Annotated in this window: 12 protein-coding genes; 4 read left to right on the forward strand and 8 right to left on the reverse strand. The window is 43.6% G+C overall.

The genetic code is table 11. From position 1 onward, the window contains the following. Positions 1-860: 860 nt before the first annotated feature. Positions 861-2,465 (forward strand): PAS domain-containing sensor histidine kinase, encoded by a 1,605-nt coding sequence (locus tag GSY63_RS00185; RefSeq protein ID WP_166583829.1) that lies wholly within the window; start codon positions 861-863, stop codon positions 2,463-2,465. Between the two features lie 3 nt (positions 2,466-2,468). Here the strand turns inward: GSY63_RS00185 and GSY63_RS00190 are convergent, their stop codons facing one another. After that, the gene (locus tag GSY63_RS00190; protein WP_166583830.1) at positions 2,469-3,509 is read right to left on the reverse strand and encodes an HAD family hydrolase; all 1,041 of its coding nucleotides are present in this window, start codon (positions 3,507-3,509) and stop codon (positions 2,469-2,471) included. A 320-nt stretch (positions 3,510-3,829) separates the two neighbouring features. Between GSY63_RS00190 and GSY63_RS00195 the strand changes: the two genes are divergently transcribed. After that, a complete protein-coding gene (locus GSY63_RS00195; RefSeq protein WP_166583831.1) occupies positions 3,830-6,220 on the forward strand; it encodes a phosphoketolase family protein in 2,391 nt (796 codons plus the stop codon). 92 nt (positions 6,221-6,312) lie between these two features. On the opposite strand, the gene pgl is transcribed toward GSY63_RS00195, so the two are convergent. From pgl to tkt, 7 genes are read right to left on the reverse strand one after another with little or no spacing between them, the layout of a single operon-like run. After that, positions 6,313-7,041 carry a 6-phosphogluconolactonase gene (gene pgl / locus GSY63_RS00200; RefSeq protein ID WP_166583832.1) on the reverse strand — a complete coding sequence of 243 codons (729 nt, stop codon included), beginning with the start codon at positions 7,039-7,041 and terminating at the stop codon, positions 6,313-6,315. Between the two features lie 11 nt (positions 7,042-7,052). Further along, a complete protein-coding gene (gene zwf, locus GSY63_RS00205) occupies positions 7,053-8,570 on the reverse strand; it encodes a glucose-6-phosphate dehydrogenase (protein ID WP_166583833.1) in 1,518 nt (505 codons plus the stop codon). Positions 8,571-8,603: 33 nt separating this feature from the next. Continuing rightward, a complete protein-coding gene (gndA, locus tag GSY63_RS00210; RefSeq protein WP_166583834.1) occupies positions 8,604-10,001 on the reverse strand; it encodes an NADP-dependent phosphogluconate dehydrogenase in 1,398 nt (465 codons plus the stop codon). Positions 10,002-10,021: 20 nt separating this feature from the next. After that, positions 10,022-10,669 carry an HAD family hydrolase gene (locus tag GSY63_RS00215; protein WP_166583835.1) on the reverse strand — a complete coding sequence of 216 codons (648 nt, stop codon included), beginning with the start codon at positions 10,667-10,669 and terminating at the stop codon, positions 10,022-10,024. Continuing rightward, a complete protein-coding gene (gene tal, locus GSY63_RS00220; RefSeq protein WP_166583836.1) occupies positions 10,669-11,796 on the reverse strand; it encodes a transaldolase in 1,128 nt (375 codons plus the stop codon). Before tal ends, GSY63_RS00215 begins: the two co-directional genes overlap by 1 nt. Continuing rightward, entirely contained in the window at positions 11,793-12,251 is a 459-nt protein-coding gene (locus GSY63_RS00225) for an RpiB/LacA/LacB family sugar-phosphate isomerase (RefSeq protein WP_166583837.1), read from the reverse strand. Before GSY63_RS00225 ends, tal begins: the two co-directional genes overlap by 4 nt. Before the next feature lie 6 nt (positions 12,252-12,257). After that, positions 12,258-14,270, reverse strand: a complete 2,013-nt coding sequence (gene tkt, locus GSY63_RS00230; protein WP_166583838.1) for a transketolase — start codon at positions 14,268-14,270, stop codon at positions 12,258-12,260. Between the two features lie 490 nt (positions 14,271-14,760). On the opposite strand from tkt, the gene GSY63_RS00235 reads away from it, so the two are divergent. Together GSY63_RS00235 and GSY63_RS00240 are read left to right on the forward strand one after the other, a co-directional pair. Further along, positions 14,761-15,615: a helix-turn-helix domain-containing protein gene (locus GSY63_RS00235; protein WP_166583839.1), complete on the forward strand. Its 855-nt coding sequence runs from the start codon at positions 14,761-14,763 to the stop codon at positions 15,613-15,615. An 87-nt stretch (positions 15,616-15,702) separates the two neighbouring features. Continuing rightward, positions 15,703-16,245, forward strand: a complete 543-nt coding sequence (locus GSY63_RS00240) for a YbhB/YbcL family Raf kinase inhibitor-like protein (RefSeq protein ID WP_166583840.1) — start codon at positions 15,703-15,705, stop codon at positions 16,243-16,245. The last annotated feature ends 413 nt before the right edge of the window (positions 16,246-16,658 follow it).

Raw genomic sequence — 16,658 nt, forward strand, 5'->3', positions numbered from 1 at the left:
AATCTTCTTTAAGATACTGATTTTCAAGGCTTTAACCAAATATATTCGTCGCTAAATCGCTCACAATCAACGATTTATCTCCTGAAGTTATCAACATATTTCGACTCTTGATTCGCATTACGTATATATAAGTATGCACAAGGAGCTACCAGATAGGTTATGGCTTTAGCTACAATAAATAAAAACGGAACATGCACAAGCAGGCCTTCCATATAGCAGAAATTGTATATGGAGCACAACGATAAACTAAAAATACAGAGGCTTAAGTAGACGTTCTGTAACAGATACTTTTTGGAGGAGATCAAGATGATTGATGCACCAATTCCTGCCAACCCGGTTGAAAAGAAGAAGAAGGGTAAAAACTTTAATTCCATAAGTAATAGTCATTATTGTGAATAAAGGGATTTCAATTCATCAATAGTTATAACTTAATCAGGGGCATTGTTACCTCACACTTTTAAAGGGGAGCGTTAAAAATATGTGGCCTCATCGTGGGGGCGATAACTAGTACCAAGTTAGAGATAATATCTCTAAGAAAAGTCATTTTTTGTTTCAAATTAAAATCTGAAACAATAGATATTTAATTTATACAACAAAACAGCCGATAAACTGAAAGTGCCAAATGTTTATTTTCTTAAAACAAAAAAAATTAAACCATTCTTTGCACCACTCTTTTACTGTTTATTATTTCTCTTGCACCTTTCATTTTAATTATTAATATGCTTGTTTTCCGCAATTGCTGTATCAAATTTAAAATTGAAACCTGCCTTAGCCGCAGTCATAATACGTTTGGCGAGGTATCGCTCTATCTTTAACCGAATATGATATACTGATGCATTATCCCAGAGTATCTCATTATTATGAATCAAGAACAGCTCTCATCATCAGAACCAAAATCAGTGGCCGAACAGGCCAGATTGCGTGCCTTAACGAGATACCGCATTGCAGGCACCCAACCGGAAGAGGCATTTGATCATTACGTGCAAATGGCCACGCTTATTTTCAGGATACCAGCGGCTATTATTGCTTTTGTGGGAGAGAATACCATACACCCCAAGGCCAGTATAGGCATTGGCAGCACCGAAAACAATGCTGTTTACGCGCTGCCATTCGCGGCAACCATCCAAGCGAAGAATGACATTCATATATCGTACAACGGCGAAGCCGGTTTTACACCTGCAGCCAACACCACCTACACCTATTATGCAGGAACCGCTATTTGTACCTCGGACGGGCATGCCATTGGTTGTTTAAGCCTGCTCGACCATAAAGAACGTGAACTTACACCCGAACAGATTTCAGTACTGAAAATATTGGCCTCGGGCGTGATGGATAAAATAGAAGAGCGCCTGAGGAGCTTGCAAGAACGCGAACGCAGCCACTGGCTTTCTAAAACCACGCAGGAAGGCATGTGGGAATGGGATATTAACCACAACAGAATGTGGTGGAACACCGGGTTTTGTTTACTGTTTGGCTATCCACCGCCAAATACATCGCAGTATGATCTTGATTTTTGGTGCCTGCGATTTGTAAATGAATCTTGCGAAAGTGTAAAGAAATCTATGCTCTCACTATTTTTCGACGGCGAGTATATTTTTAAAAAAGGCGACGATACCGAAGCTTATGTATTGATCAGATCGGTATTGGTAAGAGATGAATTTGGCCAACCTATTAAAATAATGGGCTCCATGCTCGATATCAGCGAGCGCTTTAGAAACGAAGAACGCAGCCGCAGGGCTAACATCGAACTGTTGCGCCATAAAGATGATTTTATCAGCATAGCCAGCCACGAAATTAAGACACCGATAACGATAATTAAGTCGTATTCGCAGATTATCAGAAAAGAAGCCGAACGCAATATCGATCAGAATCCAAATTTAAGCCTATATGCCAACAGGATATTGAAACAGAGTGAGAAGCTTTTGAAACTTGTTGAAAATCTCCTGGATGTTTCGCGTATTAACAATGGCAAAATGGTGATCTACCCAGCCAGTTTTAACTTCTCGGCACTGCTGGAGCAAACCATTGACGAACTGTTAGATATGGATAGCGGCAGCCATCAGATTGAAGTAAAAGGAGATTTCCCTTTAACCGTGTACGCCGATGAGTTTCGCATTAGCCAGGTTTTAACCAACCTTATTACCAACGCCATCAAATACTCGCCAGATGCCGATAAAGTGGTGGTTACTTGCTATAAAAACGCTGAAGAAAACTTAGCCACTATAGCCGTGCAGGATTTCGGCCTGGGTATAGCCAAGGCAGATCAGGTTGAGCTTTTCGAAAAATTTCATCGCTTAACGGATCTGCGCGACAACCGCATTCCGGGTACAGGTCTCGGTCTAAGCATAGCCATGGAGATTATGAAACAACACGGCAGTACTATCACCCTCGAAAGCGAATTAGGCAAAGGCTCCATATTCTCGTTCGATCTGATGCTCTCCCCTGCGTTTAATACACAGCTCTAAACATTATTTAACGGGGAATATTTTTTTCCAGTCGCTTTTCATGCTTATTACATGCCATTTGTTAGCTGCTGCGGCATTTAGTGATGCATTATCTTTTTCTTTGTAAGCAGCTTCGCGCACGGCATCGTCATGGTTAACCAACAGTTGGAAACTTGTATAAGGGCTGCTCTGCGAAAATTTAAGCATCTGGATATCGCCGCCGCTGCGTTCGTTACCGCAGGCAAAAACCGGCTTCTTGCCAATGTGCCACTGGATATTAACTGGTTTGCCAGCCTTATCACATATCGAATTTATTTTGCCTTCGCGCATAATGCTGCGTGTTTTCTCATCAAAGCGATATTGCAGCTTAGTTCCAATAACTTGCTCACTTGGTATGCCATAATATCTTTCAGAAATACCCCTTACAAACTCAATAGTACCCCCAGTGCAGATGTAAGTTTTAAAGCCATTGGCGCGCAAATATTTTAGCAACTCCAATTGCGGTTGATAGGTAGCATCCTGAACAGGATACTTAGTTTTCTGTATCACGTAATGCGCAGTGTCAAAAAATGCTTTAACCGAGCGGTCGAACTCTGCCTGCGATGTACCTGATAACGACCGAACTATTGCCGCCATTAAAACAGTTTCATCGGCTTTGGCCAGGTAGGCTTTATCCTTTGTTAATATGGCTTTATAGGGTTGTTGCGTTGCAAGTTCTGGGTTGTTCTGAATCATTTTTTTAAAGGCTACTTTAGCATACTCCAATTCTATAGTGGGTTGCTCAGACCATAGGGTGCCATCGTTATCAAACGTGGCAATACGGTCTTCTACCGGTATAAAATCTTTGCCCGAGCTATTGGTTACCCGCTTTACATAGTCGATAATAGCTTCTTTCAACGGCCCTTCATTCCATGACGGAAGCGGGTCTGCAAACTTGCCGGCAACTTCAGTCTTGATAGCTTTTGCTTTGCTTTTACGTTCACTATTGAAGGATAGTGCAGCGATACCTAAAAATGCCACAGATGCGGCGATAAGAACTTGCTTACTGTGCTTTTGAAGTTTCATATTCTTTCCGTTAAGAGATTACTCCGATCAGTGATACAAAGTAAAGGCAATGCGATTATCGATATCTATCTAGCGGCGGTAATGCTGTTGCAGATTGGAAAGTGAATCATGCTGGGTAGATTTTGTACCGGGCGTGTTAAATAAATTTGTGTGTGCCTCTACGGGGCTTAATTCGCAACAGATTAACTTTATGTTAAATCGTGCCCAGTTGGTGTTTATCGTAAAACTTTAACTAATTAAATTACTTACTTTATTATAAGTGCCGCTAAGCAGGTGCAAATCAGGCCATTTCTACATCACGTTACCAAACAATCTTATGTATGAAAACAGATTCAATTGAAACAACTGCCGAAACTTTAACCTCAGAAGAAATTCAAAAGATCAACGCCTACTGGCGCGCAGCTAACTACCTTTCAGTCGGCCAGCTGTATTTAAGGGATAACCCGCTTTTGCGCGAGCCTTTAAAACTGGAGCATATTAAAAACATGCTTTTAGGTCACTGGGGGACAACACCTGGGCAGAACTTTATTTATACCCATCTTAACAGGGTGATTAAAAAGTATGATCTGGATATGATCTATATCTCTGGCCCCGGCCATGGCGGACCGGCGGTTGTTGCGGGCACCTATCTGGAGGGCACTTACAGCGATGTTTATCCCAGCGTAAGCCAGGACGAAGAAGGCTTGAAAAAACTTTTCAAGCAATTCTCTTACCCCGGTGGCATTTCAAGCCATGCGTCGCCCCAAACCCCGGGCTCTATTCACGAAGGCGGCGAGTTGGGTTACTCCTTAAGCCATTCATTTGGTGCTGTACTGGATAATCCCAACCTGATTGTTGCATGCGTGGTGGGCGACGGCGAGGCCGAAACCGGCCCACTGGCTACGGCCTGGCACTCTAATAAATTTATTAATCCGTTTACGGACGGTACGGTATTGCCAATACTGCATCTTAATGGTTATAAAATATCAAACCCTACGGTGCTGGCCCGCATCTCGCATCAGGAGTTGGAGCAGCTATTCAAGGGTTACGGCTACACTCCTTATTTTGTGGAAGGCGAAGAACCCGAAACTATGCATCAGACCATGGCCGCCGTTTTAGACGAAGCTATTGAGCAGATTAAACAAATTAAACAAGCCGCTAAAGACGGCAATGCCGAACGACCTCGCTGGCCAATGATTGTGCTGAGATCGCCAAAAGGGTGGACCGGCCCTAAAGAAATTGACGGGCATAAAATAGAAGGCAACTTCCGCTCGCACCAGGTACCCTTGGCGGTGTCTGGCAGTACCCCGCCCGAAAATTTACACTTGCTGGAAACCTGGCTTAAAAGTTATAAGCCCGAAGAATTGTTTGATGAAAAAGGCAAACTAATGCCAGAACTTGCGGCACTTGCCCCTGAAGGCGAAAAACGAATGGGGGCCAACCCCAATGCTAACGGTGGCTTTTTATTGCGCGATTTGCGTTTACCAGATTTCAGGGATTATGCTGAGCATGTTAACGCTCCTGGTTCACCAGGTGAGGGCGATACGCATGTAATGGGTAAATTTTTGCGTGATGTGATTAAGCATAACGAAGACAAGCGCAATTTCAGAATATTCGGACCGGACGAAACTGTTTCGAATAGGCTAGAAGCCATCTTCGAAACCACCAATCGCCAATGGGAGGCAGATACGGTTGATGCCGACGAGTTTTTGCAGCCCAATGGCATGGTAATGGAAATGCTGAGCGAGCATCAATGCGAAGGATGGCTGGAAGGTTACCTGTTAACGGGCAGGCATGGTTTGTTTAATTGTTATGAAGCCTTTATCCATATTGTAGATTCGATGTTTAACCAGCACGCCAAATGGTTAAAGGCTACGTTAGAGTTGCCTTGGCGGGCTAAGATTGCATCGTTAAATATTCTGCTAACTTCAACCGTGTGGCGGCAAGATCATAACGGCTTTACCCACCAAGACCCGGGCTTTATGGATCATGTGGTGAATAAGAAGGCCAACATCGTTCGTGTATATTTAGCACCCGATGCCAACTGTTTGCTTTCTATAATAGACCACTGCCTGCGAAGCCGACACTACGTAAATGTAATTATTGCCGCCAAACACCCTGCCCCGCAATGGCTTACCATTGAACAGGCTATTGAGCACTGCACCCGGGGAATCGGTATCTGGAGCTTTGCCAGCAACGACCAGGATTGCGAGCCCGACTTGATTATGGCATGTGCCGGCGATGTACCAACCTTAGAAACTTTAGCCGCGGTATCTATAATGCGCGAGCACTTACCCGAACTAAAAATACGGGTCGTAAACGTGGTAGATCTCTTCAAACTCCAAAAATCAAGCGAGCACACCCATGGCATGAGCGACCGGGATTACGATGCCCTGTTTACTAAAGATAAACCTGTGGTGTTTGCTTTTCATGGCTATCCGTGGCTGGTGCACCGTTTAACTTATAACCGCGTCAATAACAATAATATCCATGTGCGTGGTTACAAAGAAGAGGGTACTATTACTACTTCTTTCGACATGACCGTACTTAACGAAATGGACCGTTTCCATTTGGTGATGGATGCCATTGACCGCCTGCCACAAACCGGCAGCAGAGGCGTTTATTTAAAGCAACTGCTTACTGATAAGCTTACTCAGCACAGGCATTACATAAACGAAAATGGTAAGGATATGGATGAGATCCTGAATTGGAAATGGGACCTGGAAGCCTAATGCTCCGACATCTGCACACTTCTCCGATACTGCGAGTTTAGATAAATAAAAAAGGAGGCCAAAGCCTCCTTTTTTATTTATGTGGTTTTGTATTAAGCTTTATTAGTAAGGTTTGCCGCAGCGGCCTCATCAATAAACCATAATACTTCGCCGTTTGTTGGTTTGATCAACTGCGAAGGGTATTTGGTATGTTGATCGGGGCCCTCCAGCACCTGTTGCAGCGCGTGGGCTTTCTTTTCGCCATACAGTACAAATACGATCTTTTTGGCTTTGTTGATCAAAGGCGCTGTAAGTGTAATGCGGTACATATCCTGCGGAATCAGGAAATAAGCATCAACCCATTGAATCTCTTCGCCTAATACAGCTTCGCCAGGGAATAATGAGGCTGTATGCCCATCATCGCCCATACCTAAAAATATCAGGTCGAAACTACCCTCAGGGCCAAGGTTCTTTTTCAGCAGGTGCTCATAATCTAATGCATAAGTTTCTGGCTCTACACCATCTTTATACATAAAATAGATCTGCTCTTTAGGGATAGGTACGTGGCTTAATAATGTCCTTTCGGCCATTTTAGCATTGCTTTTATCATCATCTAAAGGCACCCAGCGTTCATCGCCCCAGTAAATTGCTACCTTTTCCCATTCCACCTGTTCGCGGTAAGGGCTTTCGGCAAGTAGCTTATAAAATTTTTCGGGCGATGAACCGCCTGTTAAAGCCACATTAAAAATACCCTTTGCAGCAATAGCCTCTTTTGCCGATTGTACAAACTGCTCGGCAGCTGCGATATTTTGCTCTTCTGTATTTTTGAATATTTCAATCATAATAGATAGCCTTATTTCTTTTGATCTTTTGCATGTGCATTTACCGCCCAAACATGCCCGGTGCGTGCAATTAAAGCTTCGGCTGTTTCCGGGCCCCATGAACCTGCAGGATAGTTAGGAAAATCTAACGAATCGCGAGATTCCCATGCATTCTGGATCGAGGTAATTACATCCCATGCTTCCTCAACCTGGTCGGCACGCATAAACAGGGTTGCATCTTTGCGCATGGCATCAAGCAACAGGGTTTCGTATGCTTCAGGAGTTTGGGTAGAGCAGTTATCGTAATCGAAGATCATTTCTGCCGGATTCAGTTCCATTTCCAAACCTGCTTTTTTGGTAGTAAACCTTAAGCGGATGTCCATCTGTGGCTGAATATTTATCGTCAGGCGGTTAGCCATCATATTGTCGGCCGCAGAATCCTGGAAAGTGGTGTGCGGCACCGGGCGGAACTGGATAGTGATAGACGAAGTTTTATCTTGCATACGTTTACCGGTACGCAAGTAGAAAGGTACGCCCTGCCATCTCCAGTTATCAAGATAAAATTTAATAGCTACAAAAGTTTCGGTGTTTGATTTGGGATCAACATCCGGCTCCTGGCGATAACCCGGAACTTTTTTACCCTGTAACCAACCTTCGCCATACTGACCGCGAACGGCATAATGATGCACCTCTTCGGGCTTAATACGACGCACGGCTCTCAGCACATCTACCTTACGGTTACGGATCTCTTCGGCGTTAAATGAGATAGGGGGTTCCATGGCCACCATGCATAGTATTTGCAACAGGTGATTTTGGATCATATCCTTTAATGCACCGGCGCTTTCGTAATAGCCCCCGCGTTCTTCAACGCCCACTTGTTCGGCAACCGTTACCTGTACATAGTCAATATAGTTACGGTTCCAAAGCGGCTCGAATAAGGCGTTTGCAAAACGGAAAGCCAAAATATTCTGAACAGTTTCTTTGCCCAGGTAGTGATCAATACGGTAGATCTGCTCTTCCTGAAAAGTGCGCACCAACAGGTTGTTTAGCTCAATAGCCGTTTCTTTATTATGGCCGAATGGTTTTTCGATAATAATACGGTCTTTAGCTGCATCTGCCGCCAGTCCCGATTTGTTGATATTAACCGAAACAGCCTCAATAAAACGTGGCGCTACCGACATGTAAAACAAACGGCTGCCGCGCTCGCCCCATTGCTTATCAATGCCATCCATTTTTTTGGCAAGGCCATCGTAAGATTTCGGGTCGTCTATATTAGATATGTAGTAAGATATCGATTCTTTAAAAACCTTCCATTTCTCGTCGTCGGGTTTGCCGCTTCTCGAAAAATCTTCTAATCCTTCGTACAGTCTTTCCCTGTATTGGTCGTCATTTAATTCAGTACGGCCCAAGCCAATTATCGAAAATTTTTCGGGCATCCAACCGTCCAGAAACAGGTTATAAAATGCCGGGATTAATTTTCTTTTAGCCAAATCGCCGGTACCGCCAAAAATAACGATAACGGTATTGTCGGCTTTTTTAATAGATTTCATAATGATGTATTTATCGTGACGGCATTCAGTTAATTAGTCCCATTTAGTATGGAAAGTACCTGTTTTATCGATACGCTCGTAAGTGTGGGCACCAAAGTAATCGCGTTGTGCTTGCACCAGGTTGGTTGCCATTCTCTCGCTGCGGTAAGCATCAAAATAAGCTAAAGCAGTCATAAACGCAGGTACCGGGATACCTTTATCTACCGCCAGTTTAACAATTTTACGTGCTGATTCCTGGGTGTCAACTAATGATTTACCAATCTCTGCATCCAGCAAAATGTTCGGCAAATCAGCATTGCGTGCAAACGCTTTGCGGAAATCCTCTAAACAAACCGCACGGATAATACAGCCACCGCGCCAGATTTTAGCCACTTCTTCTAAATTTAAACCGTAATTGTATTCTTTAGAAGCAATGTGTAATTGGGCTAAACCTTGTGCATAAATATTGATCATGGCAAAGTAGTAAGCATCTTTTACAGCGCTTAAAATATCCTCTTCGCCAGCAACTGGTGTATAGGTTAAAGATTTTGAAGCTTCAACACGCTCTTCTTTATATTTAGAAAGATCGCGCATGTTTACCGCAGCATCAATTGTTGGGATTGGCGCCTGCAGGTCCATTGCGTTTTGCGAAGTCCATTTACCGGTACCTTTAGCTTTAGCCTGGTCAGAGATCAGATTTACTAAAAGTTTGCCGGTTTCGTCGTCGGTTTTGTTTAACACAATACCGGTAATCTCTACCAGGAAAGATTTCAGTTCGCCTTCGTTCCATTCGGTAAACATTTGCTGCAATTTCTCGTCAGCAACGCCAAAGCCTCTTTTCAGCAGGTCGTAAACTTCGGAGATCAATTGCATGATACCGTACTCGATACCATTGTGCACCATTTTAACATAGTTACCGGCCGAACCGCTACCCAAGTAAGTAACACAAGGTTCGCCATCAACTTTGGCAGCAATTGCTTCAAAAACAGGGCGCAAACGCTCGTAAGCTTGCTTGTCGCCACCGGGCATCATGCTCGGGCCAAAACGTGCGCCTTTTTCGCCACCAGAAATACCCATACCGAAGAAATGGATACCTTTATCTTCCAGTTCGGCAATGCGGCGGTTTGTATCCGGGAAGTAAGAGTTACCTCCATCTATAATAATATCACCTTTATCTAACAAAGGAACAAGGCTTGCAATAGCCGAGTCAACCGGTTTACCAGCAGGTACCAATAACATAATAGCTCTTGGTTTTCTCAACATACCAACAAATTCTTCTGCCGATGTTGTTCCTTTTGCATCCTGGCCAGGTTGTGCTTCTTTTGCCAACGAAGATGCTTTTTCGGCATCCAGGTCAAGGCCTGCTACAGCAAATTTATGATCTGCCATATTCAGGAGCAGGTTTCTGCCCATTACGCCAAGGCCTACAACGCCAAAATCATGATTTTCCATAATTTGTATTTTTAATTGCTTTAAAGTATTCTATGTTCGGTTAAAGTTTCATGCAGGCCAAACGCGGCCAATTTTTCGCGTGTGCTTGCAATATCCGTGTGATTCAATCCATTAATACCCAGGGTTGCGGCGGCTTGGATAAATACCAGCCTATCGTCGATATAAAGGGTTTCTTCAGGTTTAACCTGCGCCAGATCTAACGCAATCTGAAAAAACTCTTTATCGGGTTTACGCATCCTTACGGTACACGATGATGAAAACACATCTATAAAGCCTTTTAAATGAAACGTGCGTACACGATATTCATTTAATTCGCGGCCTTCGTTATTTACGGCAATTGTACGCAATTTATATTTATGCTTTATATCGCCAATCAGTTTGATCATATCCGGATACGGATGCGATACGCTCGTCATAAATTCTTTGAAGTCCTCGCGGGCAAAATCTCGTTTCTCGTAAAAAACAAGCAGGTTAAGATATTCATCAAGGCTCGATTTACCCGACTCATACGCATCAAATATCACCCGGTGGCGGCTGTTCATCTCTTCGAAATCCAGTCCGAATTTTTTTGCAGCATCGCGGCGGGCCTGGGTATCCCAACCATTGGTTAAAAGCACTCCTCCAATATCCAGGAAGAGTGCTTTTATAGAAGTGCCGTGGTTCAACATTATACAGCGGCTTCCTGGCGTTTTTGGGCTAACACGTCCATTAAGCTGCCAAATGGTTTAATAAATTTCTCGATACCTTCTTCTTCCAGCTTTTGGGTGATGTCGGCCAGTTTAAATCCAACAACATCCTCCAATTGGTAAAGCTGATATTGTGCTTCTTCCAATTCAGATTCAAGGCGTGAAGCCGGGTGACCGGTTTCGCGGTAAAGTGCCAAAGTTTCTTTAGGCACAGTATCCACCGTTTCAGGACCAATTAAGGCTTCCAGATACATCAACGGATCGTACGCTTTATTTTTAACGCTGGTACTTGCCCATAACAAACGTTGTGGTTTTGCACCTTTAGCAGCTAATGCCTTAAAGCGATCTGACTCGAATACTTCTTTATAGATATGGTAAGCCACACGTGCGCTTGCAATGGCCACTTTACCTAAAAGTTGTTTAGCAGGTGTAGCACGGTTGCGGTCTGTTTTAATCACCTCTTCCAGCATCGGGTCAACCATGGTATCGATACGACTCAGGAAGAAACTGGCAACAGAAGCCACATGTTCAATTGGCTCGCCTTTAGCTAAACGGGCTTCCAAACCTTCAACATAAGCTTCGGCAACCTGGCGGTAGCGGTCTAAGCTAAACAGCAGGGTTACGTTGATGTTGATACCTTCGCTGATGAGTTCTTTAATTGCCGGCAAACCTTCTTTGGTGCCCGGAATTTTGATCATCACGTTTTTACGATCTAAAGTTTTCCATGACGAGCGTGCTTCGGCAATAGAACCTTCGGTATCTCTGGCTAAACCTGGCGAAACCTCTAAACTCACATAGCCATCAAGCGCATCAGTCTTCTCATACACGCCTTTAAACAAATCGGCAGCGCTTTGTACGTCTTCAATGGCTAATTTTAAAAAGATATCCTCGGTCGACAGGTCGGTTTTGGCCAGTTCGTTAATGGTATCGTTGTAGTCATCGCTGTGGGCAATGGCTTCTTCAAATATTGCCGGGTTTGAGGTTACCCCTCTCAGGTCGTCTTCATCAATCAGTTTTTTTAATTCGCCCGATTGAATAAACGATCTTCTTATATAATCCAACCAGATGCTCTGGCCAAAATCTGGGATCTGTGCTAACGGATTTTTCATGATTTTATGTATTTATTTTCTATTGCTATTACTTTATCCAGGCGGCGCTGAAAGCGCTCGCCACCATCGTAGTTGGCTTTGAGGTAGGCTTGGATAATTTCCCACATCAGCACTACGCCTATTACCCTGCCGCCAAGGCAAAGCAGGTTCATATCGTCGTGCTCAACACCCTGATGGCCCGAGTAGGTTTCCATAACCAGGGCCGCGCGTACACCGGGAACTTTATTGGCCGCCACAGAAACACCTACGCCACTACCGCAAACGGCAATGCCTTTGGTAATTTCGCCACTGGATACGGCCTCGGCCAGCGGAAGAACTACATCCGGATAATCGTCGACACTATCATAAGTGTATGCGCCAAAATCTTTAACCTCGTAACCGGCATCGGTGAGCATTTTCAAGAGCTCATTCTTTTGCGCGAAACCGGCGTGGTCTGCTGCAATACCTATTGTCATCGCTATTTATTTATTACGTAGTGCTTTTGCTCTTTTAATAACATTTTCGGTAGTGAAGCCAAAGTGTTCTAACACCGCCATGCCTTCGCCCGATTCGCCAAACGTGTCGATACCGATTACGTCGCCTTCGGCAGTTATGTACTTGTACCAAGGCAAAGTAACACCGGCTTCAACACCCAGGCGTTTGTGCTGCGTTGGTGGCAATACCGAATCTTGGTAGGCCTTATCCTGCTGGTTAAACAACTCGAACGATGGTAAGCTAACCACACGTGCATTGATTCCGTCGGCTGCTAATTTCTCCTGTGCCTCTAAAATCAGGTGAACTTCAGAACCAGTCGCAATCAGGATAATATCTGGCGCTCCTTTAGAATCACTCAGTATATATCCACCCTTTTCTACGTTACCTGCGGCCGGTGCATATTTCTGCTGATCGATAACCGGCAATTTTTGACGGGATAAGATCAACGCAACCGGGCCTTTTAAGCGGCTCATGGCAATTTTCCATGACTCCACAGTTTCGTAAGCGTCAGCCGGGCGAAGTACTGTTAAGTTTGGAGTCATCCGTAACGAAGATACATGCTCAACCGGTTGGTGGGTCGGGCCGTCCTCACCTAAAGCCACGCTATCGTGGGTGAATATATAAGTAACAGGCGCTTTAGTTAAAGCAGCCAGGCGGATAGAACCACGCATGTAATCTGAGAATGTAAGGAAAGTAGCACCATAAACGCGGGTACCGCCGTATGATGCCATACCATTTAGTATTGCGCCCATACCGTGCTCGCGTACACCGAACCATATATTACGGTTGTAGAACTTGCCTGGTTGAAAACTATCCTCGGGTTTGCCCGGGGTTTCGTTAGAGCTGGCTAAGTCGGCAGCTCCACCAATTAACCATGGAACACTCGCACGCAAAGCTTCCAACGCTTTGCCCGAAGCCTGGCGGGTGGCTAACTGATCGCCCACATTAAAAGTTGGCAGGTTAGCATCCCAGCCTTCTGGTAATTTACCGTCTTCGCTGATGGTAAATTCTTTAGCCTCTTTAGCGAAAGACTTCGCGTAAACATCAAAGTTTTCTTTCCAGGCCGCTTGTAATTCGGCACCCTTTTTACCGGCCTCTAATAGGTGGTCTTTAACCTCCGCCGGAACATAGAATTTTTTCTCCGGATCAAAGCCTAAAAACTCTTTTGTTTTTTTCAAATTATCTTCGCCCATTGCCGCGCCATGTACCTTATTAGTACCCTGCAGCGGACTACCGTAGCCTATAATAGTTTTTACAGCAATTATGCTCGGTTTATCGGTAACGGATTGTGCTTCTAAAATAGCCTGCTCAATAGCTGCCAGATCTGTTCCATCTGCAACCACCTGCACATGCCAGCCATACGCCCTGAATCGCTCTTCCCGATCTTCGGTAAAAGCAAACTCTGTAGAGCCATCTAACGAAATCGAGTTATCGTCATATAGATAGATTAAACGGCCCAATTTTAGGTGGCCTGCTAATGAGGCAGCTTCGGCAGCAACGCCTTCCATAAGGTCGCCGTCACTTACAATACTGTATACATAATGATCAATTAGTTTATGACCATCGCGATTATATTTTGAAGCTAAAAATTCATGGGCCATAGCCATACCCACACCGTTACCAAAGCCTTGCCCTAACGGACCTGTGGTAACCTCTACGCCCGGGGTATGTGTAGACTCTGGGTGCCCTGGTGTTTTTGAGCCTAACTGTCTGAATTTTTTCAGCTCTTCCATCGGCAAATCGTAGCCATATAAATTTAACAGGCTATATATCAATGCCGATCCATGTCCTGCAGATAACACAAACCTGTCTCTGTTTGGCCATTTGGGGTCGTTTGGATTAAAGCGCAAAAAGCGGCTCCATAATACATACGCCATAGGCGCTGCACCCAAAGGTAAACCAGGGTGACCAGAGTTGGCTGCTTGAACCATGTCTATCGACAAAACACGGATGGTGTTTACGCTAAGTTCGTCGATCTCAGTAAAAGGCTGTTTATTCATAGTTACAGGTGAATTTTAAAAACTATTTAAAATTTAATTATTAGTGTAGTTATTTAAGCTAAATGACCTCAAAACCGCTCTGGAGCGCAATCGATTAGCCTTTGTAGTACAATTATAACAGGTTAAGAGATTACTTGTTTATGCTCCTATCGATAGTTTAGGTATTATGACGGTTTACTTTCAAAAGTAGCGTAAACCAATCATATTAATAAACTGATAAACAATAATTTAAGTTAAATCAATTATCAGAAAGCCAACCTTAAAGTGTTTCTTTTTGACTTTAACATTACGATAGATAGATCTAATTAACCGGGTTTTATAAAACTAGGCAAAAACAATGGTTTTTGCATTTATAGATAGCTAAATGATGTGCCTAATGCGGCTTCGAATGCAATATAGTATTAACGCCAAAAGCATCCAATAATTCTCCGTTAAGTTGATGTTAAATGATGCTTTATTCGATATTTTAGCATTTGTATAAAGTACAACAATGCAGCATATCTCCGTTCCATCAGCCATAAAGCATCAGCCTCAAATTAACGCCGGAGAGATATCTTTTGTGCATTATACCGAAACGGGAAGCCTGTTTAAAAATCGTGTGGTATTTGGTCGATATGCGATAAGCTTTGTACTCAACGGACAGAAAGAAATTTATTTGCCCACAGAACGTACAATAGTTTACACAGGGCACGCTATGTTAATTCCGGAGGGTAACTCGTTAATTGCCGAGCATAGTTTAAACGATAATAAATACAGCAGTTTTATTGTGTTCTTTCCCGCCAACCTGGTTACCGATTTTTTAGCAAGGCAGCGAATAAATCGTCCGCCGGGTAACGAAACCGATCTCGCGCCTTTCATAACATTTGCGAGCACCACTTATTTAAATGAGTACGTAAATGGCATGCGCAAATTAATAGATTCACAGCAAGCGGTATCATATCAGGTGGCTTTACATAAGTTAGAAGAACTGTTATTGGTTATTTACGAACTGTTCCCCGCGCAATTGATCAACATGTTTAACAAGAACGGCAACGATCAGCTTTCACTTAAAAGTATTGTGGAGGGAAACCTGTTCAACAAACTCACGCTCGACGAACTCGCATTTTTAACCAATCGCAGCGTATCCACATTTAAACGCGATTTCGAGAAGGCATACGGTATTTCGCCACAAAAATATATTCGTGAACGGAAACTGGAAGCCGCTTGCGCCGAATTAGCCAAGGGCAGGCAAGCGAGCGAATTATATGATAATTATGGGTACGAAAATCTCTCTAACTTTAATACTGCTTTTAAGAGAAAGTTTGGTTTAACGCCTGCTGCATACCGTATTAATCCGCGGGGTTGATCTTTTTGCAATACTATTTGCCCCGATTACAACACGTTCACACAAGTTATAAGATCGATTTTTGAAGGAAATAAAATATCCTTCATCATGAAAACAATTTTTGTATTAATTACCTGTTTGTTTGTATCTGCAGCGGCATTCTGTCAAACCTTTACTTTAAAAAGCAATGACCTGGGTGGTCAGTTCACTAACGAATTTGTTGCGGGCAATTTTGGTTGCAATGGCTCCAATCAATCACCACAACTCAGCTGGGTTGATGCGCCCGATGGAACGCAAAGCTTTGCAATTACCATGTACGACCCCGATGCACTGACGGGAAGCGGGTTTTGGCATTGGGTTATTGTTGATATCCCTACAACAGTACACGAGTTAAAGAAAGGCGCGGGCGACATCAAAAGTAATATAGCTCCAGTGGGAAGTTTGCAAAGTATTAATGACACAGGCTACCCGGGCTATCAGGGTCCCTGCCCGGGCGAGGGAGAGGCTGCACATCATTATTTAATAACTGTTTATGCTTTAAAAACTGCTAAACTGGGCACAACCTCCTCGTCTACTGCGGCATTAACCGGATTCCTTTTGGGTAAACAAGTTTTAGCTAAGGCATCATTGATGGTATATTGCAAAAGATGAGGTTTTGGCCTCTGTTAAACAACAAAGGTCTGGACGTATATACTTCCAGACCTTTGTTACTTTCCAAGCTTTCCTACATGGATTCGAACCACGACCGTCAGAGCCAGAATCTGATGTGCTACCGTTACACCATAGGAAAGTACAATAGCATTTGCTTAATATAAATTTAGAGATTGTATTGTAGAAATAAAATATCGGTATATCTATAACCGCTTTAAAGGGCGTAATTTAATGTAGTATCCGCTGCTATCAGGTTTAGGATTTGAGGTTGGTAGCAACAAAAAAGGCAGCCGGGTTTCCCTTGCTGCCTTCCGTATTATATATTATGGTGGTTAGTTACCCGCTTTGCTCCTCATACCCGGGGTAGATAACCGTTTTTGCTTGTTCATTTTTAGCTGTTCATCAGATTCAAC

The sequence above is a fragment of the Mucilaginibacter agri genome, assembly GCF_009928685.1.
Taxonomy (GTDB): Bacteria; Bacteroidota; Bacteroidia; order Sphingobacteriales; family Sphingobacteriaceae; genus Mucilaginibacter; species Mucilaginibacter agri.